Source organism: Streptomyces sp. NEAU-YJ-81, assembly GCF_017592595.1.
Classification (GTDB): domain Bacteria; phylum Actinomycetota; class Actinomycetes; order Streptomycetales; family Streptomycetaceae; genus Streptomyces; species Streptomyces hygroscopicus_B.
The window spans coordinates 83,802-108,219 of the sequence record NZ_JAGFNO010000026.1; the positions used below are offsets into that span (position 1 = coordinate 83,802).

Here is a 24,418-nt window from a genome sequence, read left to right on the forward strand (position 1 = left end):
AAGATCCGCCACTGACGCGAACCCGCTACGGCGTACTGGTTTTCCAGCCGCTGAACTCGACCGTCCCCCGGGCGCCCGTGCCGCCGTTCGCCGCGGTCATGAAGATCCCGGCATCCTGTGCGGCCGTCGCGCCCGGTGCCGTCACGGTGGCCACCTTCCGCCAGGTCGTGCCGTCGTCGGTGGACAGCTCGCCGGTGTAGGAGGTGGCCGCGGTGCGGGTCAGCCGCAGCAGGACGGGCGCCTTGACGCCGGTGATCCGCTGGTAGGTGTCCAGCGTGCCGTCGCCGCCCGAGTCGTAGGACAGGACGACCCCGTTGGCCGGGGTGACGGAGAGGTTCACAAAGCCGGGGGAGCCCGCCGTGGCGAGGTCGTTGCGGACGATGATCCCGGCCCGCGCCCAGGGCCCGGTGGCCGCCTGGGCGGTCACCTTCACGGTGATGGCCGTGCCCACCGTAAGGACGTCGTCGCGGTAGACGGAGCCGAATTCGGCGGTGCCCTTCCACAGGTCCTGGCCCGCGCCGTCGATCGCGAACCGCTCGTCGAGCTGACCGAAGGCCGCACCGCTGTTGGTGACCGTCCGCAAGCCGTCCGCCAGCGGTCCGGCGATCCACAGCGTCCCGGCGCGCACGGCCCGCACCCGGTCCTCGCCCCGTGGCCCGTAGGCGACGCCCAGCTCGTACGGCAGCGGCTTGAGCGGGTGCTCCAGCGGCTCGTCGGGCGCGGTCGCGCGCCAGCGGACCTCGCCCGTGCCGCCCGCGGGGACGCCGGGCAGCCGGGTCGGCCCGTCCGGCTCCGGGTCAAGCCCGGTCACGGTGAGGTCGAAGTCGACGCGGCCGGTGGGGCGCAGCCCGTTGACGTTGCGCAGGGCGGCGGTGAGGGACGCGGTGCCGCCGGGCGGCAGGGCGGTGGGCTTGGCGGTGACGGTCAGCGTGCCCTGGTACGGGGCCTTGGCCAGCGCCTCGTACACCCGCTGGGCGGTGCGGTGGGCGTCCGTCGTCGGCCGCACCGGATAGCTTGTGCGCTCCCGTGTCCACGGCTCCTCGACGGCGAACCAGTCGAAGGCGCGCGGGGGGCGGTTCTCCGCCAGCGCGTCCTCCAGCTCGTCCAGATAGGACTGCCACTGGGGGAGGTGGAAGTCGGCGATGAGGCCGCTCCAGTCGCGGTTGGCGTAGTTGGCCAGCTTGCCGCCGTCCGCCGTGGCGCGGTCCGCCCAGGTGGTGATGAGGGTGCGCGCGGCCCGCTCGAGCTGGGCCGACTCCTCCTCGCCCGACGCCATCCGCTTGGCGTCCTCGAGCCACGGGCCCAGCAGGAACCGCCGGTGGGCGCCGGTCATGTCGTCGCTGAGCCGCATCAGCTTGAGCCACAGCCGGGCCAGCGTCCGGAAGGCCGTGCGGTCCTTACGGTCGTAGGCGTCCTGGAGCTGGGGGATGAGCTGCCAGGAGCGGTTGGCGAGCGCCTGCCGCGCGATGTCGGTGAGGTCGTGGCGGTAGGCGTCGCTGTCGCGCAGTCCGGCGCGGACGCCCAGCAGCGCGGCGAAGGCCACGTCGAAACCGGCCGGGTCGAAGGCGGGCGTGTGGGTCGCGTAGTTGGTGCCCGAACGCGCGGTCAGGGAGGGGCGGGCGGCGAAGACCGAGTCATGTGGGCGGCCGTCCTTGCTGCTGATCTCGTACGCGGTGTCGCGCAGCGCGGCGAACGCCTCCCGGGCCTTGGCGTCCCGTCCGCCGTAGCGCACATCGGCGTACGAGCGGAACCACTCGGCCCGGTCCACCGCCTCCTCCCGCCACGCCAACTCGCTGAACAGCTCGAACGCGGCCGGATCCCGCTCGGCCGCCTCCGGCATATAGGCCGTGCCGACCAGCTTGCTGCCCGGCTTGTCCCGCCATACGGTGAACCGCTTCGTCCACATATGGGTCTTGGCGCCGATCGTGGTGCGGCCGCCGAAGTTGGGGATGGTGCCGAACGCGTACGGCACCGCACCCCAGTCCTTCTCCCGGTCGGTGACGGTGTCCAGGTCCGACAGCCCGTCCACCACGAGCATCCGGTCGTGGTCGACGGCGTCCAGCAGATCGCGGCGGGGGTTCTCCTGCCAGCCGAGGATCACCCAGATGGCGCCGGGGCGGGCGGTCCGCAGCGCGGTCTCCACGGCGCGGGCGGCGTCGGGCACCGGGACGTCACCGGGGTCGCCGCCCTCGTGCAGCAGATCCATCTTGAACAGCCCGGCCTCGCCGAACAGTTCGCGCTGATGGCGGTAGAAGGCCGCGGCCACCTTCCGGAACGACTCGGTGCGCGGATCGAGCCAGTCGGGCCGCCTGAGCCCGTTCCAGTCGCCCTGCGGCACCGTACGGGCCTCCGGGTTGCGGTCCGCGAAGCCGTCGGGAACGGTGCCGAAGTAGCCGGGGAACACCGGCCGCATGCCCAGCTCCCGCAGCCGGTCGGCGATCCGCCGCCCCAGCTCCGTGCGCTTGTCCAGGAGCGCGGTGGACACCGGGCCGCCGTATTCGCTCATGTTCTGCAGCAGCCACCACGGCTGGTGGGAGGGGGCGGGGAGCCAGGTGCGCGCCTCGGTCTCGGTGTAGCCGAACTCCTGGAGCAGCCGGTGGTAGACGGCCTCTTGACCGGCGGTGACCAGCAGTTCGTTGCAGCCGTGCAGGGCCGCGACGTCGATCAGGTGCTCCCAGCGGTCCCAGTCGGCGAACGGCGCGGTGTAGCCGTCATGGGTGTCGTTGAACGCGAAGCGGTGCGGCAGCGCGGTCGAGTGCGTGAGGCGCCGGGCGGGCGCGGGCAGCTTCTCCGGCAGGTTCAGCTGATCGCCGGACCAGGTGAGCTGGGCGTGGCAGGTGTACTTGAGATACCAGTGCACGCCCGTGAGCAGCACCGCCGGGCTGGTGCCGGAGACCGTCACCCGCCCCGCGGATCCGTCGACCTCGAACCGCTCCTCATCGCCCCGTTTCGCCAGCGCCATCAGCCGGAACTGCCCGGCGTGCGCCGGCAGCAGCCGCCGCAGGGCGGCCCGGGCGGGAGCGGTGTCGAATGCGGTCACGGCGGTGTCCTGTGCGTCGTGCGGCTCATCGGCCATCGCGGGGACGCGGCTCCCCAGCGTGGCCCCGGCCCCGAGTGCTCCGGCGGTTCCGATCAGCGTGCGTCTGCTCAGGTCGCTCATGCGCCCCCCATCGGACAACGGCCAATGCGTCGTATGGAGAAGGCACTTAACCAGCGTTATGGGGTGGGAGCAATGGGGCGCCCGGGGAGGTGCCGGTTCCCGGGGCCATGGACCATCAGCCCCGGTCGAGGTAGGCCAGCACCGCCAGCACCCGGCGGTTGTTGTCGTCCGACGGCGGCAGACCGAGCTTTCCGAAGATATTGGAGGTGTGCTTGGCCACCGCCCGCTCGGTGACGAACAGCTTGGCCGCGATCGCCGTATTCGACCGCCCCTCCGCCATCAGCTCCATCACCTCGAGCTCCCGCGGCGTCAGCCGCCCCAGCGGCTTGTCCTGGGCGCGCCGGTCCAGGAGCTGCGAGATCACCTGCGGATCCATCGCCGTGCCCCCCGCGGCGACCCGCCGCACCGCGTCGATGAACTGATCGGCGTCGAAGACCCGGTCCTTGAGCAGATACCCGATGCCCCCACTGCCGTCCGCGAGCAGCTCCCGCGCGTAGAGCTGCTCCACATGCTGCGACAGCACCAGCACCGGCAACCCCGGCCGCGCCCGCCGCGCCCCCAGAGCGCACTGCAGCCCCTCGTCGCTGAACGACGGCGGCAGCCGCACATCCACCACCGCGACATCCGGCTCCAGCTCCGCCAGCGCCTTGCTCAGCTCGGGCCCGCTCTCCACGGCCGCCACGACCTCGAAGTCGTACGCCTCCAACATGCGGACCAGCCCGTCCCGCAACAGGAACAGATCCTCGGCGACCACAACACGCACGGCGGCTCCAAGACTTCGTCGGGCCCCTGGGGTGGGGGACGTGACCGAATCCGACGAATGTACCGCTGTGCGGTGAGCGGGAGGGGATCAGCGGCCCGGGCGGTCGAGGGCGCCGGTTTTTATGGTGCGGAGGAGCGACTGGCAGCCGAAGCCCCCGGACTTCCGCGTCACCGTATGGGACTCGGGCTCGTCCCTGCCCCAGCCGGTCCAGGCCGAGGCCGACGACGAGGGCGGCCGGGGGTTGGCGCTGGTCGAGTCGTGTTCGGACGACTGGGGTGTGGTCGACTACACCGACAAGGACGCGGGCGTCACCGGCAAGGCGGTGTGGTTCGCCCTCGCGCCGCCGAAGCCCGAGGAGCAGCACGGCTGAGCGTAAAGGGGAGGCTTCCGCGCGGGGCGGCCCTGTGGGTTGGGCGCCCCGCGCGGGGAACCGTTCTGCCGGATTTTGCGTAATGTCCTCGTGACGTGCTGCTGGCTGGTGGCGGGCGAACGAAGGGGGAGCCGGTGCTGGGTCGGATGCGGGCGATGGTGGGCGTGGCGGTGTCGCTTTCGGTGGCGCTGGTGGCGTGCGGGCCGGAGAAGGAGAAGGAGAAGGAGTGGACGGGGGCGGAGCCTTCCAAGGGGTCCGCGGCCGAGGCCGCGCGGTTCGCGCCGTTGGTGCGGCTGGCCAAGGGGGAGTCGCTGTTGCCGATGGACGCGACGCGGTTCATCGGGCGGTCCGCGCTGCGCTTCGACCACGACGGCTTCTGCCGTGACGAGGGACCGGTGGCCGATCCGCCCGACCCGCGGCGGTTGGGCAGTAAGGACAGTCCCTACAAGCACGCGGACGTGCAGCCGGGGAAGTCCTCGTCCAAGCCGGTGTCCTGCCCCGGACACGGGGACAAGTGGCACACCTCGACCGAGGCCGACGGCGGTTTCTATCTCGACCCGCCGAAGGAGGTGCGGAAGGGCGAGGGCACTGACGCGCCGGTCTACTGGGAGTACCACAACCACAAGACCGACCCGAAGCGCGCGGCGTACGTCTACTGGTTCTTCTACGCCTACAACAACCTGACCCCGGGCAACCGGCACGAGGGCGACTGGGAGCGCGTCGCGGTCCAGCTGCGCGACGGCAAGCCGGAGTCGGTGACGTTCGCGAAGCACGGCAAGGATACGTGCAGCGTGAAGTGGCCGGAACTGGATCCGCAGGACGGGCATCCGACGGTGTACTCGGCGCGTGGTTCACACGGCTCCTATCCGACCGATAAGAACCAGTGGGTGAACGGCACGCTCGATCGGCCCTCGAAGGGCGGCGCCGAGTGGCGCACTTGGGAGCACGCCCGCCCTGTCAACCGCGAGCCCTGGTGGGGGTACGCCGGGTGGTGGGGGTCGCAGCAGCATGTGAGCGGATTCAACGGGCCGATGGGCCCGCGCCCGGGGCGTCTGCTGTCGGGCATCTTCACCAACGACAGTTGCGGGCCCGCCGAGAAGCCGCCGACGGATCCGCCCAAGGACCAGCCCACGGACCAGCCCACGGACCAGCCCACGGACCAGCCCACAGACCAGCCCACGGACCAGGCCGCGCCCAGGACGAAGGAAGGGGCGATCCGGCGGTACGAGGAGTATCTGCACGCCGTGGGCCGGGAGGACATCAAGACGGTCTGCGAGGTGGCCGGGCCCGCGGCGAAGCAGGCGGAGGACCAGGGGTTCGGTCCGTGCACGTCCACGTTCCTCGTCACGTTCCAGATGATCTCCCCTACGCAGAAGAAGGCGCTGCAGACCGCGACGGTCGACCCGCAGAAGGTCGTCGTACTAAGCCCCGCCAAGATCGACATTCCGGCCGATGCGGTAAAGGGCTCCGTCACCTTCTCCGAAAACGAGATCGGGACCAGCACCCTGGAGTACATGAAGGACGACTGGTACATCACTGACTGAGCGCGCGCGGCGCGGTGGAGTGTCAGCGGTGGCCCAGGACGTTGTCCACGCGGCCGCCCGGGTCGCGGACGAAGAAGCGGCGGACGCCCCACTCCTCGTCCTGGAGGGGGTGGACGATCTCCGCGCCGGCCTCGCGCATCGCCTCGTACGCCGCGTCGACGTCGTCCACCTCGACGCCGATGTGGGGCGAGACCGGTGCGGTCTTGTCGCTCGTCATAGAGCTGACCTGGGCCGCCGGGGCGTCACGGCGGGACGTGCGGGCGGAGAGCAGGGCGGCGGCCGTCAGGGCGAGGGCGCAGCCAGCTCGTCAGGGCGCCGTCCCGCGCGCCGCCGCGCGGTAGTGGTCGCGTATGTCCTGGCGCAGCAGCGCGCCGAACCCCGCGTGCTCCACACGGGAGGCGAGCTGGTCGCGGCTCACCCCCAGGGCGTCGGCAGTCGCGCCGAAGTGCCAGTCGTGGGCGGCGAGGAGGGTGAGTAGATGGCCGCGCCGGGTCTGGGCCTCGGAGAGGCGGAAGGTCTTGAGGTAGGCCAGGCGGCCGTCCTCGTGGGTGATGGTCTCGCCGATGTGCTGCTCGGTGTTGCGATGGAAGGGCGGCAGGAAACGGGACAGGGCGAAAGGCCCCATCGTGCGGACGCGCTGGAGGGAGTACGACTCGTCGAGCAGCCCGCCCGCCATGGTGTGGTCGTGGAACTCCGCCCACTCCCGCTGATGCCGGGCGGCCTCCGCCCGCAGCTCGGCCAGCGAGCCCACCGCGCCGTCGCGGATCCGGGCCCGGAACTCCGGGACCGGCCCAGCGGATACATCAGCAACGCATCGGTGCGGCCGGACAGCCACAGCGGGATCAACTCGCTCGCCAGCGCCTCCAGCAGAAAGTGGCAGCCCCGCGCCACCGCCAGCGGGCGGCGCCGCTTCCGCGTGGAGCCGAAGGAGGAGAAGCTGTCGTCGAGGACCGCCGCGACCCGGCCCCAGGTGCCGGCCCGGACGCCCGCCGCGCGCCGTGCGGCGGCGCGCAGCGCGGCGGTCAACTCGGCGCGGAGCGCGGCCCGTTGGTCCAGCGGGAGCGAGAGCACATAGGTCGCCAGCCGGGTCAGCGGCATGGTGGCCGGATCCGCCCGTACGGAGTCGGCCCCGGCCGCGCGGGCCGCCCCCTGCAGCCGCAGCCGCTCCAGCCGGGTGAGCCGCGGGGCGATGCGCTCCAGGAAGACCTCGCGGTCGATGCCGTGCTTGGCCGCGAAGCCCTCGGCGACGGTGTACGGGAGGTCGTACACCGCGGACTGCTCGTAGTGCGCGCGGCGCCACGCCTCCAGCAGCGGGGAGCCGAACCCCTCGCTCCGGCGGCCGGCCGGCTCGAAGAGGAACGGGCCGAGATCGCCGTCGAGCCGCAGATGTGCGTGGCGGACGGCCGACTTGACCCCACCTCGGTACTTCACCGCGTCGAACGCCGGATCGGGGCGCGCCGCCAGCCAGTCCCGCACGATGGCGCGGGTGCGGCGGTTGTTGACCCCGGCCCGGCGCAGCGCGCGGAACAGCCGGTAGACCCGGGGCGGCGGAAGGGTGGCAAGGCGCCGGGCGATCAGCCGGCCCTCGGTCCGGCGCTGTTCCGGTGTGGCCTCCTTGGCACTCTCCAGCAGTTGCCGAACGATCAGCGCCGCGTTGTGGTCATTGATGTTCAGCGCGAGGGTCGCCGCGTACAGATCCCGGTAGTTCCCGAGCATGTAGGCGTGCAGGAAGTCGAGCGACATGCGCTGCTCGCCCGCGTCGGAGTGGAATTCCCGCTGGCCCGTCGAGGTGATGGCCGCGTTCACGAAGAGCAGGACGTCCTCGGCCGCGACCAGATCGGCCAGCGTCTCCATGGGGGCCTCCGGCGACGGGGTGCGGGAGCCGGCCGGGGAATGGGGGCACGAACTGCGAATCGTCGCTTAGCAGGCGGGTTCCGGGAGTCGCACCGGAGTCCCGCGGCCGGCATCGGCACGCTAACACCGGGGCGGCGCGTCCCGCCGCCGGATTTTCCCCGGCGGCGGGTCATCTGGCGGCACCCTGCGCCGAGAGTGTGCAGGGGATCTCCATCGTCACCATGGTCGGCCCGCCGCTCGGGCTGCTGACCGCGAGGACCCCGTCGAAGGTGCCCAGCCGCCGCTCGACCCCGCTCAGCCCGCCCTCCGGGGTGATCTGCGCGCCGCCGCGGCCGTCGTCGGTCACGGTGATGCGCAGCATGCCCTCCGTGTGGTGCACGTCCAGCCACATCCGCGAGGCGCCCGCGTGCTTCGCCGCGTTGGTCAGCACCTCGCTGACCGCGAAGTACGCGGCCGACTCGACCGGTTCATCGGCTCGGCCCGCCAGATCCACGTCCACCTCCACGGGCACCGCCATCCGCAGCGCCAGTGCGCGCACCGCGTCCCCCAGGCCGCGCTCGGCCAGGACGGGCGGATGGATGCCGCGGACCAGGTCGCGCAGCTCGGCCAGGGCCTCGGCGGAGTTCGTACGGGCCGCGGCGAGCAGCTCCTTGGCCTTGGCCGGGTCCTTCTCGATCAGGGCCTCCACGGTGCCCAGGCTCATGCCCATGGCGACGAGCCGGGCCTGGGCGCCGTCGTGCAGATCGCGCTCGATGCGGCGCAGTTCGGCGGCGGAGGTGTCCACGGCGTCATGCCGGGTCTCGGTGAGCCGCTGCACCCGCTGCTCGAGCGCCATCTGCGGGGTCGGGTCCAGGAAGGCGCGCGCCAGCTGGAAATGGCCGCGCAGCAGGAGGGGGGAGACGGTCGCCCCGAGTGCCATGAACCCGATGCCGACCGGGACGGCCAGCAGGGCGGTCCACAGCGAGTCGATGGGGAGGAACCCGTACCAGTAGGTGCCGCCCGCGTCCACGATCGGCTTCCATACCCCGGCGGCCAGGACGAACCCCTCGATCCCGTACGGCACGAAGACGAAGGCCAGCAGCGCGGTGACAAAGCCGGCGATCATGTCGACGGCCAGCCACAGCAGATCCCGCCAGGTGGCCGGGTCCTTCAGCAGGAAGGTGCACAGCTCCACCTGCCCGGTGACCCCGGAGCGCCGATCGGCGGGCAGCGGGCGGTACGGCAGCTGGATGCGCACATCGGACCAGGTGGCGGCCAGCAGCCGGCGCTGATTGGCGTGCGCCCGCACCGTGCGGACCAGGAGAGGGGTGGTGAACACCCCCACGCCCAGCGGGATCAGACACACGGACACGACCAACAGCGTGAACAGCGTGATGGAGCCCGCGAGCGTGAGCGGGGCCAGGGCAAGCCCCCGCACACAGGCCAACAGCGCTTTGCGTACCTTCATCCTGCGTCCCTCTCGGCGGTCCGTCCCGTCGGTCCCGGTGATCCGGCACCGTCAGTCAACGCCCTCAGTCTGACCGCGCGCCCCTGGCCGGTCACGGGGGGTGCGGACCGTCCGGGGGTGTACCTGGCACCACCTCCCCACCTCGCCCTATGGCTCGGCCACTGGGTGGCTGCCCGGCTGGGGCGCGGACCTGCGGCTTTCTAGCGTCGTGGCATGACCTGTTCCGTCCATACCGCACGGGGAGAGACGCCATGAGCGCAACGAGGAAGGGCCTGGCCGTGCGGCTGGGCGGGTGGAGCACTCGCCACCGCAAGACCGCGATCATCGGATGGCTGCTGTTCGTCGTGGTCGTCGCCGTGGTCGGCGGAATGTCGGGGTCCCGGCAGATGACCAATTCCGAGAACGGTGCGGGCGATTCCGCACGTGCGGAGAAGATCCTGGAGGACGCGGGCCTCCAGACCCCGGCCGGGGAGATGGTGATGCTGCGCGGCGAGGGCCCGGACGGCTGGCGGGACGCGGCCCGCGACCTTACGGCGCGACTGGAGCGGACGGGTGAGGCGGTGCGCGTCCAGCCCCCGGTGCGCTCGGAGAGCGGACGGGAGGCCCTGATCAGCTTTGAGATGAAGGGCGACCCGGACACCGCCGGGAAGCGGGTGGAGCCGGTCGTCGAGGCGGTGAAGAAGACCGAGTCGGCCCATCGGGGCATCGTGGTCTACGAGTTCGGCGACGCCACCGCCCAGCACCGGCTCGACGACATGTTCGCCAACGACTTCAAGAAGGCCGAGCTGACCGCCGTACCACTGGCGCTGGGCATTCTGCTGGTGGTCTTCGGGGCGCTGGTCGCCGCGCTGCTGCCGGTGCTGCTCGCGGTGACCGCCTGCGTCGGCACCTTCGGACTGCTCGCCCTCGTCAGCCACAAGCTGCCCATGTTCGACTCCACATTCTCGGTGATGTTCCTGGTGGGCCTGGCCGTCGGCGTCGACTACTCGCTGTTCTATCTGCGGCGGGAGCGCGATGAGCGGGCCGCGGGCCGGGACGCCGGAACCGCGCTGCGGATCGCGGCCGCCACCAGCGGCCGGGCGGTGCTGATCTCCGGGATCACGGTCATGCTGGCGATGTCCGGGATGTTCCTGTCCGGACTGCTGCTGTTCCACGGCTTCGCGGTCGCCACCATCCTGGTCGTCCTGATGTCGATGCTCGGCTCGGTGACCGTGCTGCCCGCGATGCTGTCCTGGCTGGGCGACCGGATCGACGCCGGGCGGGTGCCGCTGCTGAACCGCCGCCGGAAGAAGGGCGTGCACACCAGCGGTGGCGTCACCGTCAGGCTGATGCGGCCCGTCCTGGCCAAGCCGAAGCTGTTCGCCGTCGTATCGGGCGCGCTGCTGCTGATGCTGTCCGCGCCCGCCCTCGGGATGAAGACCGAACAGCTCGGCATGGAAAAGCAGTTCGGCTCCGACGCCCCGATCACCGTGGCCTACCAGGAGATCACCGGCGCCTTCCCCGGCGGCCCCGCCCCGGCCGAGGTCGTGCTGCGCTCCGACGACATCGCCTCGCCCCGCTTCGAGACGGCCGTCGCGGACTTCAAGAAGGAACTCGCCGCCTCCGGACGGTTCGGCAGGACGATCGACGTCGAGGCGCACCGTACGAAGGGGGTGGCCCGGATCGAGGTGCCGCTGGCCGGGGACGGTCAGGACGCCACCTCCCGGCGCGCCCTGGACACCCTCCGGGACGATCTGGTGCCGAAGATCCTGGGGCCGGTCTCCGACCAGGTGTATGTGAGCGGTGAGCTCGCCGGAAGCCGCGACTTCAACGACCAGCTGAAGACCGACATCGCACCGGTCTTCCTCTTCATCGCCGCCGTGACCTTCGTTCTGATGCTGCTCTGCTTCCGGTCGTTGCCGATCGCCATCGTCTCGATCCTGCTCAACCTGCTGTCGGTGGGCGCCGCGTACGGCACGATGACCGCCGTCTTCCAGCACGGCTGGGGCGCGGAGCTGCTGGGGATGGAGCCGGGCGGGGCGATCGAGTCGTGGATGCCGCTGTTCGTCCTCGTCATCCTCTTCGGGCTGTCGATGGACTACCACGTCTTCGTGGTCTCGCGGATCCGGGAGGCCCATGCACGGGGCCTCGCCACCCGGGACGCGATCCGCGAGGGCATCCGGACGACGGCGGGCTCGGTCACCGGGGCGGCCACCATCATGGTCGCCGTGTTCGCGGTCTTCGCGCTGCTGCGGATGCAGGACATGCAGCAGATGGGCGTCGGGCTCGCGGTCGCGGTGCTGGTGGACGCCACGCTGGTGCGGATGGTGCTGCTGCCCTCGGTGATGGCGCTGCTGGGGGAGCGCAACTGGTATCTGCCGCGCGCCCTGCGGTGGCTGCCGAGCATCGACCACGGCGAGGAGCCGGTGGAGCGGCCGCGGCCGCCGCTGGTGGGGGCGGGCCGCTGAGCGCGGGTCCGAGCGCACACCACTTGACGCACACTGCACCCAGGTACGCGCTCGCCGTGCCGGACAGGCTCCTGGCCTGTCCGGCACGGCGGGCGTCATGGGTGCACGGATGCGGTCAGACGGTGGGCACGTACTTGTACCCCACTCGCCGCACCGTCACGATCGTCCCCCGGTGCTCGGAGCCCATCTTGCGGCGCAGCCGGGCCACATGGACATCGACGGTCCGGCCGTCGCCGACATGGCCGTACCCCCACACCGTGGTCACGAGCTGATCGCGGGAGTGCACCCGGTGCGGATGGGCGACGAGATGGCTCAGCAGCTCGAACTCGAGATAGGTCAGGTCCAGCGGCCGCCCCGCGACCTCGGCGGTCCGATGGTCGGGGTCGATCCGGATGAGCTCGTCACCCGTCTCGCCGGTTTCGCCCGTCACCGCCGGTATCCCCTCCGGGGGCGGCCCCGCCGCCTCGGGCCGCTGCCGGTCGGCCGGGACCAGCACCAGATAGCCGACCATCGGCGGGTGGCCGGGGAGTATGGGCAGGGTGTGCGGGGGAGCGGGCAGCCAGGTGGCGCCGGGGTGCAGCAGATCGGCGACCGGCGGCACCTCGTCCGGTGCGACGGCTCGCAGCCGCTGGCGGTTCGCCGGGGCGGACGCCGCGGACGGGGCGGCGGGAGCGGAGGCGGAGGCGGACGACAGGCTACGGAGGTTCGTCATGAGGTCAGCTCTTTCGCGCGAGAAGGCGTCAATGGACGTCGTGCGCGCGGGCTGGGCGGCCGGACGGAGAGGTCAGCGGCCGAGCGAGCGGGCCCGCGCATCGGATGCGCGGCAACACTCGCGGTCGAAGTGGTGCGCCTGCCGGGACGGCCAGAACGGCTCGAGGTCGTAACGACCCGTCGCGATGTCATGGAGGCTGGCCATGCGCCTATTGAAGCAGATACCGGGGTCAGGGCTGAAGCGGATACGGAGCCGGAACTGAAGCAGGTACGGGGCCGGGACTGAAGCGGATGGCGGGCCCGGGGTGCTCGGCCGTGGAGCGGGAAGAGGTGCGACGATGCCCGCGTAAGACGCCCCACGCGGCAGCGCCACCGGCCGCCGCGTACCCCTGGAGGAGCGCAAGCCCATGCCGCATATCGTCGTCGAATACTCCGACACCCTGACCGACGCGTTCGACCGCCCCGGCTTCGGTGCCGCCCTGCATCCGGTGGTCGCCAAGACCGTCGACACGGCGGTGGCGGGCTGCAAGACCCGCTTCCGGCGGATAGCGGAGGCCCATCTCGCGGACGGTGCCCCGGACCTCGCCATGATCCATATCGAGGTGTCCATCCTGTCCGGGCGCGACGCCGGGACCAAGCGGGAGTTGTCCGCCGCCGTGCTGGAGGTGGCCCGCGCCCATGTGTCGCCCGTGCCGGGGCTGACCGTGCAGACCACCGTCGATGTCCGCGATCTCGACCGGGACTGCTACGAGAAGCACGAGGCGGTCCATCCGGCCTGACGCTCCCCCTGCCTCCCGTGCGCATGTCGTACGGCGGCCGACCGCGAACTATACGTCATTTGATGCGAATCCGACATCTACCTATATACCAAGGCGAGGCGCACAATGGGGGTGCGGTGTTTTTACCGCACTGCGCGGTCAGACTTGCATGGATCGAAGGAGGCGAGTCGCATGGCCGACGTCTCACGTGCGAAAGGTGATCTTAGAGGCCACCCCGATGTGTCCGAGATGCGGGAGCGCTACGCGCGCATGATGGACGCTCGGGATGTTGTCTTCCTCGACGGGCCGGTACTTCTCGCCGGTTTGTACTTCGCCATCTCTCCCTGGGTGGTGCACTTCTCGGGCACCAACCCCAACCTCATGGTCAACAACCTCGTCCTCGGTATCGCGATCGCCCTGCTGGGCATCGGCCTCACCACGGCGCCGAGGAGGATGTACAGCCTGTGCTGGGCCATGTCCGCGATCGGTGTATGGATGATCATCTCCCCCTGGGTGGTCGCCCGGGGTCCCGATATGGGGATGATCGTGAACAATGTCGTCGTGGGTGCCATCACCTGCCTGTTCGGCCTGATCGCAGCCGGCATGGTGATGCGGAAGGGCAGGGAGACCTGACCGGACGCTGAATCACTGAACCGTCTGCGCATCGGCGAAGGCCGTCCACCGCACGCCCTCGGGGGTCGTGCGGTGGACGGCCTTCGTGGTGCGGTGGACGGCCTTCGTGCGCTACCGGTGCTCTTCGTGCCTTGCCGGTGCCCTTGTCGGTGCCCTTGCCGGTGTCTGGATGTGCCGTCTCAGCCGATCGGCTCGGGCAGCGGGACCACGTCGTAGGAGCAGTCGATGGTCCGGCCGGTGGCCGGGTCGCCCAGCTCCACCCGCCAGCGCCCGGCGAACTGGTCCACGTCCTCGGCCATCGGGATGGTGCCGGAGATCAGCACGGTGCCGGGCACCAGGTCACCGCGTTCGCGCAGCACCTCGACCCAGTAGGAGGGCGGCAGCAACTCGGCCAGGGTGCCGCTCTGCACCTCGGTCTCCTCACCGTCGTGAGTGACCCAGGCACGGAGCGTCAAGTCATCCAGGCGGGACTCCACATCGGACAGCCGCCAGGCGCGGGTGGCCAGCACATCGGGGGCCGCGTTCTTGCTCCAGGCCACGCCGTGCACCTCCAGCGCCCGGTCGGTGTGGTCGCAGGCCGCCGTCAGCAGCAGCTCCCCGTCCGCGGCCACGACCAGCGCCCACTCGGCCTCGCCCGAGGTGCGGGCGTGCTGGACGCTGACCTGGCCGGTCTGCTGGGCGAGGTAGGGGGAGACGGGGTAGAGGGCGGGCGTCACGGAGGGCGCGGGCACGCCCAGCTCGGCGAGCTCGGCGACATGGGCGGCCACATCGTCCTGGCTGCGTCCCGCGTAGCCCGCGTTGAGCACCTGGACGACCTCCACGTGGTGGAGGGAGCCGTCGGGGAGTTCGAAGGTGAGCGAGGACCGGGCGGGCTGTGTGGGCTGCGTCGTCATGGGCTGAGCTCTCCAAGGCGCGGTGGGGCGATGTGCTGTTTCTGCGATTTCGAAGCGGTTAACTTCCCCCGGAGGGGTTGCGCATACCGTTGGTATACAACAAGTATGCCGGAAGGTCGACCCACGCACACCCCCCGACCATCTCATCGCACCACCGCGCAAACACCACGTACCATCACGTAAGCCTCACGCACCACCTCGAGGACGGAACATGCAGCCCACCGCATCGAGCGCACCGCCCCGGGCCGACCGGTCCGGGGTTCGCCGCGCCTTCGTCGCCAGCCTCACCGGCACCGCCCTGGAGTGGTACGACTTCGCCGTCTACTCCGCCGCCGCGGCCCTGGTCTTCGGCGACCTCTTCTTCCCCTCCAAGGACCCCTTCACCGGCACCCTGCTGGCGTTCTCCACCTACGCCGTCGGCTATGTGTCCCGGCCGCTGGGCGGCTTCGTCTTCGGCCGGCTCGGCGATGTCATCGGCCGCAAGAAGGTGCTCATCGCGACGCTCGTGCTCATCGGCAGCGCCACGCTGCTGATCGGGCTGCTGCCCACCTACGCCACGGTCGGTGTCGCGGCCCCCGCCGCGCTGGTGCTGCTGCGCTTCGCACAGGGCGTCGGCGTCGGCGGTGAGTGGGGCGGTGCGGTGCTGCTGTCCAGCGAGTTCGGCGATCCGCGGCGACGCGGCTTCTACGCCTCCGCCGCGCAGGTCGGCCCTCCGGCGGGCAATCTGCTGGCCAACGGCGTCCTGGCCGCGCTGGGCGCGGCGCTGACGGAGGACCAGTTCATCAGCTGGGGCTGGCGGGTGGCGTTCCTGCTCTCCGGCGCCCTGGTGGGATTCGGCCTGTGGGTCCGGGCCAAGCTGGAGGAAACCCCGGTCTTCAAGGCGATGGAGGCCGCGCAGGACCGCCCGGAGGCACCGGTGCGCGAGGTGTTCACCACCCAGCCGAGGGCGCTGACCGCCGCGATCCTCTGCCGGGTCGCCCCCGATGTGCTGTACGCGATGTTCACCGTCTTCGTGCTCACCTACGCCACCGAGGAACTCGACATGTCACGCGGCTCGGCGCTCACCGCCGTGCTGATCGGCTCCTCGCTGCAGATCGTGCTCATCCCGCTGGCCGGGGCGCTCTCGGACCGCGTCAACCGGCGGTGGCTGTACGCGGGCGCCGCCGTCGCCGCCGGTGTCTGGCCGTTTCTGTTCTTCCCGCTGGTCGCGGACGGCAGTTGGGCGCTGCTCACCCTCGGGGTCGTCGGCGCGCTGGTGATCCACTCCCTGATGTACGGGCCGCAGGCAGCCTTCGTCGCCGAGCAGTTCTCCCCGCGGCTGCGCTACACCGGCTCCTCGCTCGCCTACACCCTCGCCGGGATCATCGGCGGCGCGGTCGCGCCGCTGCTCTTCACCACGCTGCTCGGGGTCTATCACGCCTGGGTGCCGCTGGCCATCTACATCGCGGTCACCGCCGCGGTCACGGTGGCGGGCCTCTGGCTGGGCCGGGACCCCTCCTCCGCCGAAGAGGAGGAGCCGGAGCCGCTCCCCGTCGGCCACGCCACCTCCACCGCCGTGTCCTGACCCGTCCCGCACCGTCCCGTCCCGCCCCCGCCCTGGCCCCGCGCCCGGCTCCCGGCTCCCGGTTCCGCGGAGCTGTAAAGCGAGCCGCGCCGGGGAAGGGGCGGAATGGGATCACGTACGCGGGACGGGACCGCGTACCCCGGCACCCCGCCTACACTCCGACCCTCCCGACCAGGAAATGAGGCAGCACCCGCCATGCCCCTCCGCATCGCACTGAGCCAGCTCACCACGGGCCCGGACCCGGCCTCGAACCTCGCCCTTCTGCGCCAGGAGACACAGCGGGCGGCGGAGGCCGGGGCGCGTCTGGTCGTCTTCCCGGAGGCGGCCATGGCCTGCTTCGGCACCCGGCTCGGCCCGATCGCCGAACCGCTGGACGGGCCCTGGGCCACCGAGGTCCGGCAGCTCGCGAAGGATGCCGGGCTGGTGGTCGTGGCCGGGATGTTCACCCCGGCGCCCGACGGCCGGGTGACCAACACCCTGCTGGCCACCGGCCCGGGGGTGGAGACCTCCTACGACAAGATCCATCTCTATGACGCCTTCGGCTTCGCCGAGTCCAAGACCGTGGCCCCGGGCGCCGAGGTGGTGACCTTCGATCTCGACGGCGTCCGGATCGGCCTGGCCACCTGCTACGACGTACGGTTCCCCGAGCTCTTCCGGGCCCACGCCGACGCGGGCGCGGTGCTCTCCGTGCTGCCCGCCTCCTGGGGCGCGGGGCCCGGCAAGCGCGAGCAGTGGGAGCTGCTGACCCGGGCGCGGGCGCTCGACGCCACCATTTGGCTGGCGGCCGTGGGCCAGGCCGATCCGGCGGCGTCCGGCGTGACCGCCGCGGCCTCCGCCCCCACCGGGATCGGCCACAGCGCCCTGATCGGCCCCGACGGCACCGTACGGGAGCGGCTGGACGCGGGGCCGGGGCTGCTGGTGGGGGACGTCGACACCGACGAGGTCACGGCGGTGCGCCGCACGGTGTCCGTCCTGGCCAACCGCAGGCTGGGGGTAAACCCGTGAGCGGCGCCCGCGAGGCCGAAGGGGCCAAACCGGAGCTCGAGTTCCATCTGCCCTCCGGGCCCTGGCAGCGGCCGCCGGGTGCGGGCGTGGGGGTCAGCGAACAGATCCTGGCCGTGGACGGGAGCGGCTCCCACACCACCGCCCTGGTGCGCTGGGAGCCGGGGACGGACACCTCCCCGTCCGGGGTCGCCCGCCACGACGGCTGGGAGGAGGTCTATCTCCTGGAGGGCAGCATGCGCGATCTGACCCTGGGGAGGACCTTCTCGCGCGGCTTCTACGCCTGTCGGCCCCCGGGGATGCCGCATGGCCCCTGGGTCTCCGAGGAGGGCGTCACCATGCTGGTGATCACCTATCCGGAGGCGCCCGCCGAGCGGTGACTTACCGGTCCGGCCGCCGGGCGGTGACTCACCCGTCCGAGCGCCGGGCGGTGACTCACCCGTCCGAGCGCCGGGCGGTGACTCACCCGGTGAGCAGTACCTTCAGCGTCGACTCCAGATGGGCGCTGATCGCCGTGCGGGCCGCCTCCCTGTCCCCGGAGGCCACCGCGTCCAGGATCGCCCGGTGCTCACCGAGCACCTCCTCCTGACGGCCGGTCTGGTTGTACAGGGCCACCACCCCGGCCCGGATCTGGCGGCTGCGCAGTCCGTCGTAGTGCCGGTTGAGGAGTTCATTGCCGATCGCGGCGACCATGGTCGCGTGGAAGAGGTGGTCGATGGCGATGAACTCCTTGGCCTGGTCCGGCCCCATCAGCTCGCGCTGCCGGTCCAGCAGCTCCACCAGCTTCGCGACCGGCACCGTGCCCGCCTCGATGGTGTGCTCGGCGGCGTAGCGCTCGACGATCCCGCGTAGCTCCATCAGTTCGGTGATCTCCCGGCCGGAGAGCGGGGCGATATGCGCACCCCGCTTGGGGACGAGCTGGACCAGGTCCTCGGCCGCCAGCAGGAGCAGGGCCTCACGGATCGGGGTCCGGGAGATGCCGATCCGGTCGGCGATCTCCTGCTCGGTGAGGAACCGGCCCTGCATGTCGGGATCGGTCAGCACGGTCTCCTTGAGGAACGCGTACGCCTTTTCTCGTCCGGACTGCGCTGGCACTGGGCCCCCATGCTGCTTCGCATACAACTCGTATACGAAAATTATCACGGACCGGTGGCCGGGTCGGGGATCCAGGAGCCGTGGATCCCCGCGGGGACGCGGTGGGGCAGCTCCACGGTGGCGACGGGGGCGGCCGTGATGTCCCGGGCGTCCAGGACGATCAGTTCGGAGGCGTCCCGGCGGAGGTCGCTGACGAGGGTCAGGAGATAGCCATCGTCCTCGCTCCCTCCTCCGCTCACTCCTCCGCCCCCGTCCGCGGGCACGAACACCGCTTCCCCGGGCATCCGGCCCGGTCCGGTCGGAGCTATCTGCCGGGCCCCGGTGGCCGCGTCGTACTTGACCAGTGCGTACTCCTCCAGCCCGCTGCCGGGGAAGGCGACGGCGTAGCCATAGCGGCTGGGCCGCCCCAGCACACTGTCGTTGATCGTGGGGAACTCGGTGACCAGATCATCCAGCGGCTCCTCCCGCGCCGTGCCCGCGGAGGGGTCGAGGACCCAGCGGTGGTGCAGGGAGCCGACCAGCGGGACGGTGGCGTGGCCCGGGGCGCCGGTCCACCACTTCCAGGAGGTCTGCCAGGCGGCCCGGTCATAGCGCGGCCCCTCGACGACGATGCGGCCCGCCGGATCCTCATAGGCGTTGGCGATATGCAGCAGGGCGCCGGGCTCCACCTCGCACCAGGTGACATGGGGCGGCCCGGTGCGCGGCATGAGCCCGATGCGCGGCCGGTAGTCATCGGACCAGCGGTAGGGGATCCCGGAGTGCTCGGCGGGGTCGAAGACGACCGGCAGGTCCAGCCACACCACATAGCGCTCGGTCAGCCCGAAGTCGTGCATCAGCGAGGGCCCCGCGCCCTCGATGGTCTCCTCGCGGACGATATGGCCGTCGCGGGACGCGACGTAATAGACGAGATGGGGCGGTAACGGCGAGTACGAGAAGAAGTGCAGCTCCCCGCTGACCGGATCCTCCTTGGGGTGCGCCGTCATGGCCCGGGTCAGCTTTCCCCCGAAGTCGTAGGCGCCGACCGTGGCCAGCTCGGCGGTCAACTCATAGGGGAGGTTCGCCTCCTGGAGGGCCAGGACGCGGCCCGCGTGCTCGATCACATGGGTGCCGGCGACGCTGGCGATGAGATCGGCCGCGCCATCCGCCCCTGCGTCGCCCGGGTCCATTCCCTCGCCGCCCGCGCCCGCCCCTTCGCCGCCCGCGGCCGTCTCCATGGCGCTGTGGAGGGCCGGTGTCCGCACCCAGCGGTTGCGGTACCACTCCGCTCTTCCGTCGCGCAGCCGCAGCCCATGGACCATGCCGCTGCCCTTGAACCAGTGCGACGGCACCACCCCGGGCGGGGGGTTGTGGCCGTTGCGCAGATAGCGGCCGGTCAGCTCGGGAGGCAGGGAGCCGTGCACGGTGAGGCCCCAGACGGTCGACTCCACCGCCATCGGGGCGTAGTGGCCGCTGACATAGGGCTTGCCGGGCTTGTCATGCTCGTCGTGCTTATCGGGCTCGCCAAAGGGCTTGCCGCTCATCGCGCGCCCTCCTCGCCGTCCTGGCCGGCCCCCTGGCCCGCGACCAGGACGACCTTTCCGGTGACGGTGCCGGACTCGGCCAGCCGCATCGCCTCCGCGGCATCGGAGAGCGGAATCCGCGCCGCCACCAGTGCGGTGAACTCGCCGCTCGCCAGCAGCGCCAGCACCTGCCCCAGATCGGCGCGGATCCGCGCCTGGTAGGCGGCCAGCCGCCGCCGTCCGGCCCAGAGGTTGTAGAAGTGCGCCCCCCGTCCGTTGGGCAGCAGATTCCACAGGGTGAGGCGGGCGAGCAGCTTGAGCACCGGGCTCCGGGACGATCCGGGGATGTCCCGGGTGGCCGCCGTGCCGTAGGAGACCAGCGTGCCGCCGCGGGCGAGCAGCCGATAGGAGTCCACGATGCCCTCGCCGCCGATGTGGTCGAAGACCGCGTCGACCCCGCCGGGCGCCAGCGCGCGCACCCGGCCGGGCAGATCCGGATCGCGGTAGTCGAGAGGGGTGGCGCCGAGGGCGCGCACCGCGTCGTGATGGCGGGGCGAGGCGGTGCCTATGACCTTGACGCCCGCATGGCGGGCGAGCTGGACCAGTGTGGTGCCCACTCCGCCGTTGGCCCCGTGCACCAGCACGGTCGAGCCGGGGCGCACCTTGGCCACGCGGTGGAGCATCTGCCAGGCCGTGATCCCGTTGACCACCACCGTCTCGGCCTCCGCCGGGTCCACCCCTTCGGGGACCTCCACCAGATCGCCCGCGTCGACGAGGGTGTGGCTGGCCCAGCCGCCGATCTTCGTGAGTGCCGCGAACCGGCGCCCCCGCAGGGCCGGATCCACCCCGGGGCCGGTCGAGACCACCCTGCCCACCAGGTCATAGCCGGGCACGAAGGGGAACGGCGGCTGGTCGTAGTACTTCCCGCGGCGCATCTGCTGCTCGGCGAAGGAGACCCCCGACGCCTCGACGGCCACCAGCGCCTGCCCGTGACCGGGCTCGGGCAGCGGGCGGGTGCGGAGCTGGAGCCCCTCCGGCTCCACCTGGCCCGGCAGAACGACTTCGGTGATCATGGCGGATCTCGCTTCCATGTGAGGAGTTCTCGTTGTTGTGAGAACTTCTAACCAAACAATGAACCTGTTACTCTCGAAGTGTCAAGTCCGAAATCGACGACCCGTACGAGAGGCCCGTCCATGGCGACAGCACGGCGAGAGCGCTACCGCAAACAGACCCGGGAGGAGGCCAAGGCCGTGGCCCTGGCCCAGCTCTCCGAGTCGGGCACCGCCGGCATCTCGGTGAACGCGATCGCGAAGTCGATGGGCATGACCGGCCCCGCGCTCTACCGCTATTTCGCGAGCCGGGACGAGCTGCTGACCGAGCTGATCACCGACGCCTACCGCGATCTGGCCGAGGCCCTCGCCCGGGCCGTCGCCGACGCCGTCCCCGCCGACCGCTTCCGCGCCCTGGCCCTCGCCCTGCGCGACTGGGCGAAGCGGCAGCCCGACCGCTATCTGCTCATCTACGGGACCCCGGTGCCCGGTTACCACGCGCCGCCGGAGACCATCGAGATCGCGGCCGGGATGATGCGGACCATCGTCGACGCCTGCGCCACCGTCGCGGGTGCGGGTGCGGGTGCGGGTGCGGGTGACGCGAGCGGTGGCGGTGGCGCCACCATGAGCGGCGAGCAGCCCCTCACCGAGCTCGAGGCCGCGCTGGCGCGCCATCTGGAGGGTGCGGGCCCCTGGGTGGCCGGGGAAGAGCCCGATGGCGAGCTGAAGGGCCGTGCGCTGCGCACCTGGACCCGGCTCCACGGAGTGATCAGCCTTGATGTGCAAGGCCAGTTCACGGGCATGGGCTTCGATCCCTCGGTCCTCTTCGAGGCCGAGATCGACGCCCTCGTGCGGGGTGGCTGAGGTGTCCAGGTCCGAGCTGCCCGCCCTGCGGGCCGGGCGCACACTGGAAGGACAGCGGAGCGCACGGGTGACCGGAGGCCGCGATGGAGCATGGTGAGTTCGATGTGGTCGTGGAGATCCCGGAGGGGTCCCGCAACAAGTACGAGATGGACCATGACACCGGCCGGATCCGGCTGGACCGGATGCTGTTCACCTCGACGAAGTATCCGGCCGACTACGGCTTCGTCGACCTCACCCTCGGCCGGGACGGCGATCCGCTGGACGCCCTCGTCACCGTCGCCGAGCCGACCTTCCCCGGCTGTGTCATCCTCTGCCGCGCCATCGGCATGTACTGCATGCGCGACGAGCAGGGCCCGGACGAGAAGATCCTCTGCGTCCCGGCCCATGACCCGCGCTATGTCGGCGTCCAGGACATCGAGGACGTCCCCGAATTCGACCGGCGGGAGATCACCCACTTCTTCGAGGTCTACAAGGACCTCGAGCCCGGCAAGTCCGTCGAGGGCTCCCACTGGGAGGGCCGTGATCGGGCCTACGCCGAAATAGCCGCCTCCCGCGTCCGCGCCGCCGAAACCGGCTGGTTCCCGAGCCCCTGACCAGGGTCGACGCTCAGGGCACCTGCCCGCGTGCCGCCGGCGCCCTGGGCGTCTCCCCGCCCAGCGCCGGCGCTCAGGGCGCCCGCCCGCGCAGGGCCCGCACTCAGGCCGTCTCCCCGCGCGGCGCCGGCACCCCGCGGTCGTTCTGCAGCTCCCACAACTCCCGGAACAGCCCGCGGCACCCCGTCAGCTCCGCGAACGTGCCCTGCTGGATCACCCGCCCCCGCTCCAGCACGACGATGCGGTCCGCCACGGCGACGTTCGCCAGCCGGTGCGTGACCAGGACGACGGCGCGGTCCTCCGCCATCCGCCGCAGCCCCGCGAAGATCCGGTGCTCGGCACGGGCGTCCAGCGCGCTGGTGGGCTCGTCCATCACCAGCAGTCCGGCGGGCCGGTGGAACGCGCGGGCCAGCGCGATGCGCTGCCACTGCCCGCCGGACAGCTCCACCCCGCCCCACCACTGCCGGGCGAGCAGCGTGTCCAGCCCGCTGCGCAGCCCGTCCACCACCTCATGCGCCCCGGAGTGGACCGCCGCCTCCCGGACCGCCTCGTCCCCGCCGTGCGGCTGGCCCAGGGTGATGTTGTCGCGGGCGGACAGCGGCCAGTGCGCGTAGTCCTGCGGCACGACCGCCGTATGCCGCCACATCGCCTGCGGATCCAGCCCCGCCACATCCGCGCCGTCCCAGGTCACCGTGCCCTTGGTGGGCAGATAGAGCCCGGTCAGCAGCTTGCTCAGGGTGGTCTTGCCCGAGCCGTTCTCCCCGACCAGCGCGAGCACCTCGCCCCGCCGCACCTCGAGCGTGACATCGTCCAGGGCCGGGGCGTCGGATTCCGGATAGGCGTACGTCAGCCCCTCGGCCCTGATCACCCGCGGCGCCGCCGGGGCCCGGGTGCCGCGCCGCATCCGGTGTCCGCCCGCCTCCTCGATGAACTCCGCCCAGTCGTCCAGATACAGCCCCGTACGGAACAGCCGCGTCCCGTAACCGACCATCCCCTGCAGCGAAGCGCCCACCGTGCGCAGCGCGAACACCGCCGTACCCGCCGACGCCACCGACATCTGCCCCGCGCCCAGCAGCAGCGCCAGCGACACCCACACCAGCCCGGACGCCAGCCCTCCCGCCAGCGCGCCCAGCACCGCGTACCGCGCGCCCCGGTGGACCGCCGTGTCGGTGGCCGCGTCCACCCGCGCCCCGATGGCCCGGTACCGCTTCAGCAGAAACTCCGCCATGGTGCCGGAACGGAGCTGATCGGCGATGTCCTTGTCCACCATGTACCAGCGCAGCAGCCCGAGCGTGCGCCGGTCGGCGCTCATGGCGCGACTGGTCTCGTAGTGCACCCGGGCCGCCTTCATCCCCGCGATCCCCTGCGGCAACGCGGTCAGCAGCAACAGCGGCAGCAGCGCCGGATGCAGCACGGTGACCACGCCCGCCGCCGCGATCAGCGACGAGAGACACGCCATGAGCTGCTGCGACTCGGTGATCAGATCCTGCGCCACCTCGGCGCCCCGGTCCGCGGCGTCCCACTTGTCGTTGAACCCGGGGTTGTCGTACGCCGCCAGCTCGGCGTTGATCGCCGCGTCCAGCATCTGCGTCTCGGCCTCCCGGGAGATCCGCGGGGAGAGCCTGCTGGAGATGTTGCTGACCGCGATCCCCAGCAGCGCCCGCAGCCCGGCCGCCCCCGCCAGCACCGCGATCGAGGGCAGCGCGTCCCGGAGCCGGTCGGCGATGTGGCCGGAGGAGATGAGCGCCGTGATCGTGCCCGTGGTGGCCAGCAGCCCGAACGCCTCGAAGAAGCCCGACAGCGCCTGGCACACCAGCAGCGCCACCACCGCCGTCCGGTCCACCTTCCAGGCCAACGCCATTGAACGGCGGACGAGTTGGGGCAGTCTGCGGGCCATGGCCCGGGTGGTGACGGGGTTCTTCTCCAAGGCCGTCAGCGCGGGCGGCCGAAACCGTAACTCCTCGCTGGGCCGCTCGGCCGGTTGTTCCGATGGCTGTTCCGACGGCTGCTTCGATGGCTGTTCCGGTGGTTGTTCCGCCTGCTCCGTGGTTCGGGACGTCACAAATCCCCCCTGAGGGCGTGTTTTCCGTTCGGTATGCCTCAGATTGCCGCAGACCGAGACTCGGGCGCCCGTGGTTTACGGCGAGGTCCACCGATCGTGGAGCGGCCGCA

General features: G+C 71.5%; 20 protein-coding genes and 3 pseudogenes. 10 read left to right on the forward strand and 13 right to left on the reverse strand.

Going from position 1 to position 24,418, the window contains the following annotated elements:
• Positions 1 to 25: 25 nt before the first annotated feature.
• Positions 26 to 3,160 (reverse strand): alpha-N-acetylglucosaminidase, encoded by a 3,135-nt coding sequence (locus J5X86_RS37840; RefSeq protein WP_208521190.1) that lies wholly within the window; start codon positions 3,158 to 3,160, stop codon positions 26 to 28.
• A gap of 115 nt (positions 3,161 to 3,275) precedes the next feature.
• On the reverse strand, positions 3,276 to 3,923 hold the full coding sequence (locus J5X86_RS37845) for a response regulator transcription factor (RefSeq protein ID WP_119987347.1): 648 nt from the start codon (positions 3,921 to 3,923) through the stop codon (positions 3,276 to 3,278).
• A gap of 121 nt (positions 3,924 to 4,044) precedes the next feature.
• On the opposite strand from J5X86_RS37845, the gene J5X86_RS37850 reads away from it, so the two are divergent.
• Both J5X86_RS37850 and J5X86_RS37855 read left to right on the forward strand, forming a co-directional pair.
• A complete protein-coding gene (locus tag J5X86_RS37850; RefSeq protein ID WP_243982483.1) occupies positions 4,045 to 4,293 on the forward strand; it encodes an ATP-binding protein in 249 nt (82 codons plus the stop codon).
• Between the two features lie 134 nt (positions 4,294 to 4,427).
• Complete coding sequence (locus tag J5X86_RS37855) at positions 4,428 to 5,837, forward strand: hypothetical protein (RefSeq protein ID WP_308124838.1); 1,410 nt, start codon at positions 4,428 to 4,430, stop codon at positions 5,835 to 5,837.
• 22 nt (positions 5,838 to 5,859) lie between these two features.
• Here J5X86_RS37855 and J5X86_RS37860 read toward each other — a convergent pair.
• The 4 genes and pseudogenes from J5X86_RS37860 to J5X86_RS37870 all read right to left on the reverse strand — a co-directional run.
• Positions 5,860 to 6,075 (reverse strand): annotated as a pseudogene (locus J5X86_RS37860) (VOC family protein); the annotation flags it as partial.
• A gap of 441 nt (positions 6,076 to 6,516) precedes the next feature.
• Positions 6,517 to 6,672, reverse strand: a pseudogene (locus J5X86_RS53050) (hypothetical protein); the annotation flags it as partial.
• Positions 6,627 to 7,691 (reverse strand): annotated as a pseudogene (locus tag J5X86_RS37865) (hypothetical protein); the annotation flags it as partial. The pseudogenes J5X86_RS53050 and J5X86_RS37865, both read right to left, overlap by 46 nt.
• A gap of 169 nt (positions 7,692 to 7,860) precedes the next feature.
• A complete protein-coding gene (locus J5X86_RS37870; protein ID WP_208521191.1) occupies positions 7,861 to 9,138 on the reverse strand; it encodes a sensor domain-containing protein in 1,278 nt (425 codons plus the stop codon).
• Positions 9,139 to 9,389: 251 nt separating this feature from the next.
• Between J5X86_RS37870 and J5X86_RS37875 the strand changes: the two genes are divergently transcribed.
• The gene (locus J5X86_RS37875; RefSeq protein WP_208521192.1) at positions 9,390 to 11,585 is read left to right on the forward strand and encodes an MMPL family transporter; all 2,196 of its coding nucleotides are present in this window, start codon (positions 9,390 to 9,392) and stop codon (positions 11,583 to 11,585) included.
• Between the two features lie 115 nt (positions 11,586 to 11,700).
• Here the strand turns inward: J5X86_RS37875 and J5X86_RS37880 are convergent, their stop codons facing one another.
• Together J5X86_RS37880 and J5X86_RS52160 are read right to left on the reverse strand one after the other, a co-directional pair.
• Positions 11,701 to 12,297 carry a winged helix-turn-helix domain-containing protein gene (locus tag J5X86_RS37880; RefSeq protein ID WP_208521193.1) on the reverse strand — a complete coding sequence of 199 codons (597 nt, stop codon included), beginning with the start codon at positions 12,295 to 12,297 and terminating at the stop codon, positions 11,701 to 11,703.
• 72 nt (positions 12,298 to 12,369) lie between these two features.
• Positions 12,370 to 12,501, reverse strand: a complete 132-nt coding sequence (locus J5X86_RS52160; protein WP_256649896.1) for a hypothetical protein — start codon at positions 12,499 to 12,501, stop codon at positions 12,370 to 12,372.
• Positions 12,502 to 12,703: 202 nt separating this feature from the next.
• Here J5X86_RS52160 and J5X86_RS37885 point away from each other — a divergent pair, with 202 nt between their 5' ends.
• Positions 12,704 to 13,075 carry a 5-carboxymethyl-2-hydroxymuconate Delta-isomerase gene (locus J5X86_RS37885; RefSeq protein ID WP_208521194.1) on the forward strand — a complete coding sequence of 124 codons (372 nt, stop codon included), beginning with the start codon at positions 12,704 to 12,706 and terminating at the stop codon, positions 13,073 to 13,075.
• A gap of 171 nt (positions 13,076 to 13,246) precedes the next feature.
• Complete coding sequence (locus J5X86_RS37890) at positions 13,247 to 13,687, forward strand: SPW repeat protein (RefSeq protein ID WP_208521195.1); 441 nt, start codon at positions 13,247 to 13,249, stop codon at positions 13,685 to 13,687.
• Between the two features lie 179 nt (positions 13,688 to 13,866).
• Here the strand turns inward: J5X86_RS37890 and J5X86_RS37895 are convergent, their stop codons facing one another.
• Entirely contained in the window at positions 13,867 to 14,580 is a 714-nt protein-coding gene (locus tag J5X86_RS37895) for a DUF2848 domain-containing protein (protein WP_208521196.1), read from the reverse strand.
• Positions 14,581 to 14,791: 211 nt separating this feature from the next.
• On the opposite strand from J5X86_RS37895, the gene J5X86_RS37900 reads away from it, so the two are divergent.
• The 3 genes from J5X86_RS37900 (at position 14,792) to J5X86_RS37910 (ending at position 17,526) form a co-directional block, all read left to right on the forward strand.
• Positions 14,792 to 16,144, forward strand: coding sequence for an MFS transporter (locus J5X86_RS37900; RefSeq protein ID WP_208521197.1), 1,353 nt, complete (start codon positions 14,792 to 14,794; stop codon positions 16,142 to 16,144).
• A 195-nt stretch (positions 16,145 to 16,339) separates the two neighbouring features.
• On the forward strand, positions 16,340 to 17,149 hold the full coding sequence (locus J5X86_RS37905; protein ID WP_208521198.1) for a carbon-nitrogen hydrolase family protein: 810 nt from the start codon (positions 16,340 to 16,342) through the stop codon (positions 17,147 to 17,149).
• On the forward strand, positions 17,146 to 17,526 hold the full coding sequence (locus J5X86_RS37910; protein ID WP_208521199.1) for a cupin domain-containing protein: 381 nt from the start codon (positions 17,146 to 17,148) through the stop codon (positions 17,524 to 17,526). Before J5X86_RS37905 ends, J5X86_RS37910 begins: the two co-directional genes overlap by 4 nt.
• Before the next feature lie 82 nt (positions 17,527 to 17,608).
• Here J5X86_RS37910 and J5X86_RS37915 read toward each other — a convergent pair whose 3' ends face one another.
• The 3 genes from J5X86_RS37915 to J5X86_RS37925 are packed head-to-tail and all read right to left on the reverse strand — an operon-like array spanning position 17,609 to position 20,813.
• On the reverse strand, positions 17,609 to 18,241 hold the full coding sequence (locus tag J5X86_RS37915; protein ID WP_208521200.1) for a GntR family transcriptional regulator: 633 nt from the start codon (positions 18,239 to 18,241) through the stop codon (positions 17,609 to 17,611).
• 44 nt (positions 18,242 to 18,285) lie between these two features.
• Complete coding sequence (locus tag J5X86_RS37920) at positions 18,286 to 19,761, reverse strand: carotenoid oxygenase family protein (protein WP_208521201.1); 1,476 nt, start codon at positions 19,759 to 19,761, stop codon at positions 18,286 to 18,288.
• The gene (locus tag J5X86_RS37925; protein ID WP_208521202.1) at positions 19,758 to 20,813 is read right to left on the reverse strand and encodes a medium chain dehydrogenase/reductase family protein; all 1,056 of its coding nucleotides are present in this window, start codon (positions 20,811 to 20,813) and stop codon (positions 19,758 to 19,760) included. The genes J5X86_RS37920 and J5X86_RS37925 overlap by 4 nt, the downstream gene beginning before the upstream one ends.
• A gap of 120 nt (positions 20,814 to 20,933) precedes the next feature.
• Here J5X86_RS37925 and J5X86_RS37930 point away from each other — a divergent pair, with 120 nt between their 5' ends.
• Both J5X86_RS37930 and J5X86_RS37935 read left to right on the forward strand, forming a co-directional pair.
• A complete protein-coding gene (locus J5X86_RS37930) occupies positions 20,934 to 21,653 on the forward strand; it encodes a TetR/AcrR family transcriptional regulator (protein WP_208521203.1) in 720 nt (239 codons plus the stop codon).
• An 83-nt stretch (positions 21,654 to 21,736) separates the two neighbouring features.
• Positions 21,737 to 22,246 carry an inorganic diphosphatase gene (locus tag J5X86_RS37935; RefSeq protein WP_059143215.1) on the forward strand — a complete coding sequence of 170 codons (510 nt, stop codon included), beginning with the start codon at positions 21,737 to 21,739 and terminating at the stop codon, positions 22,244 to 22,246.
• A 103-nt stretch (positions 22,247 to 22,349) separates the two neighbouring features.
• On the opposite strand, the gene J5X86_RS37940 is transcribed toward J5X86_RS37935, so the two are convergent.
• A complete protein-coding gene (locus J5X86_RS37940) occupies positions 22,350 to 24,308 on the reverse strand; it encodes an ATP-binding cassette domain-containing protein (protein WP_208521204.1) in 1,959 nt (652 codons plus the stop codon).
• Between the last annotated feature and the right edge of the window lie 110 nt (positions 24,309 to 24,418).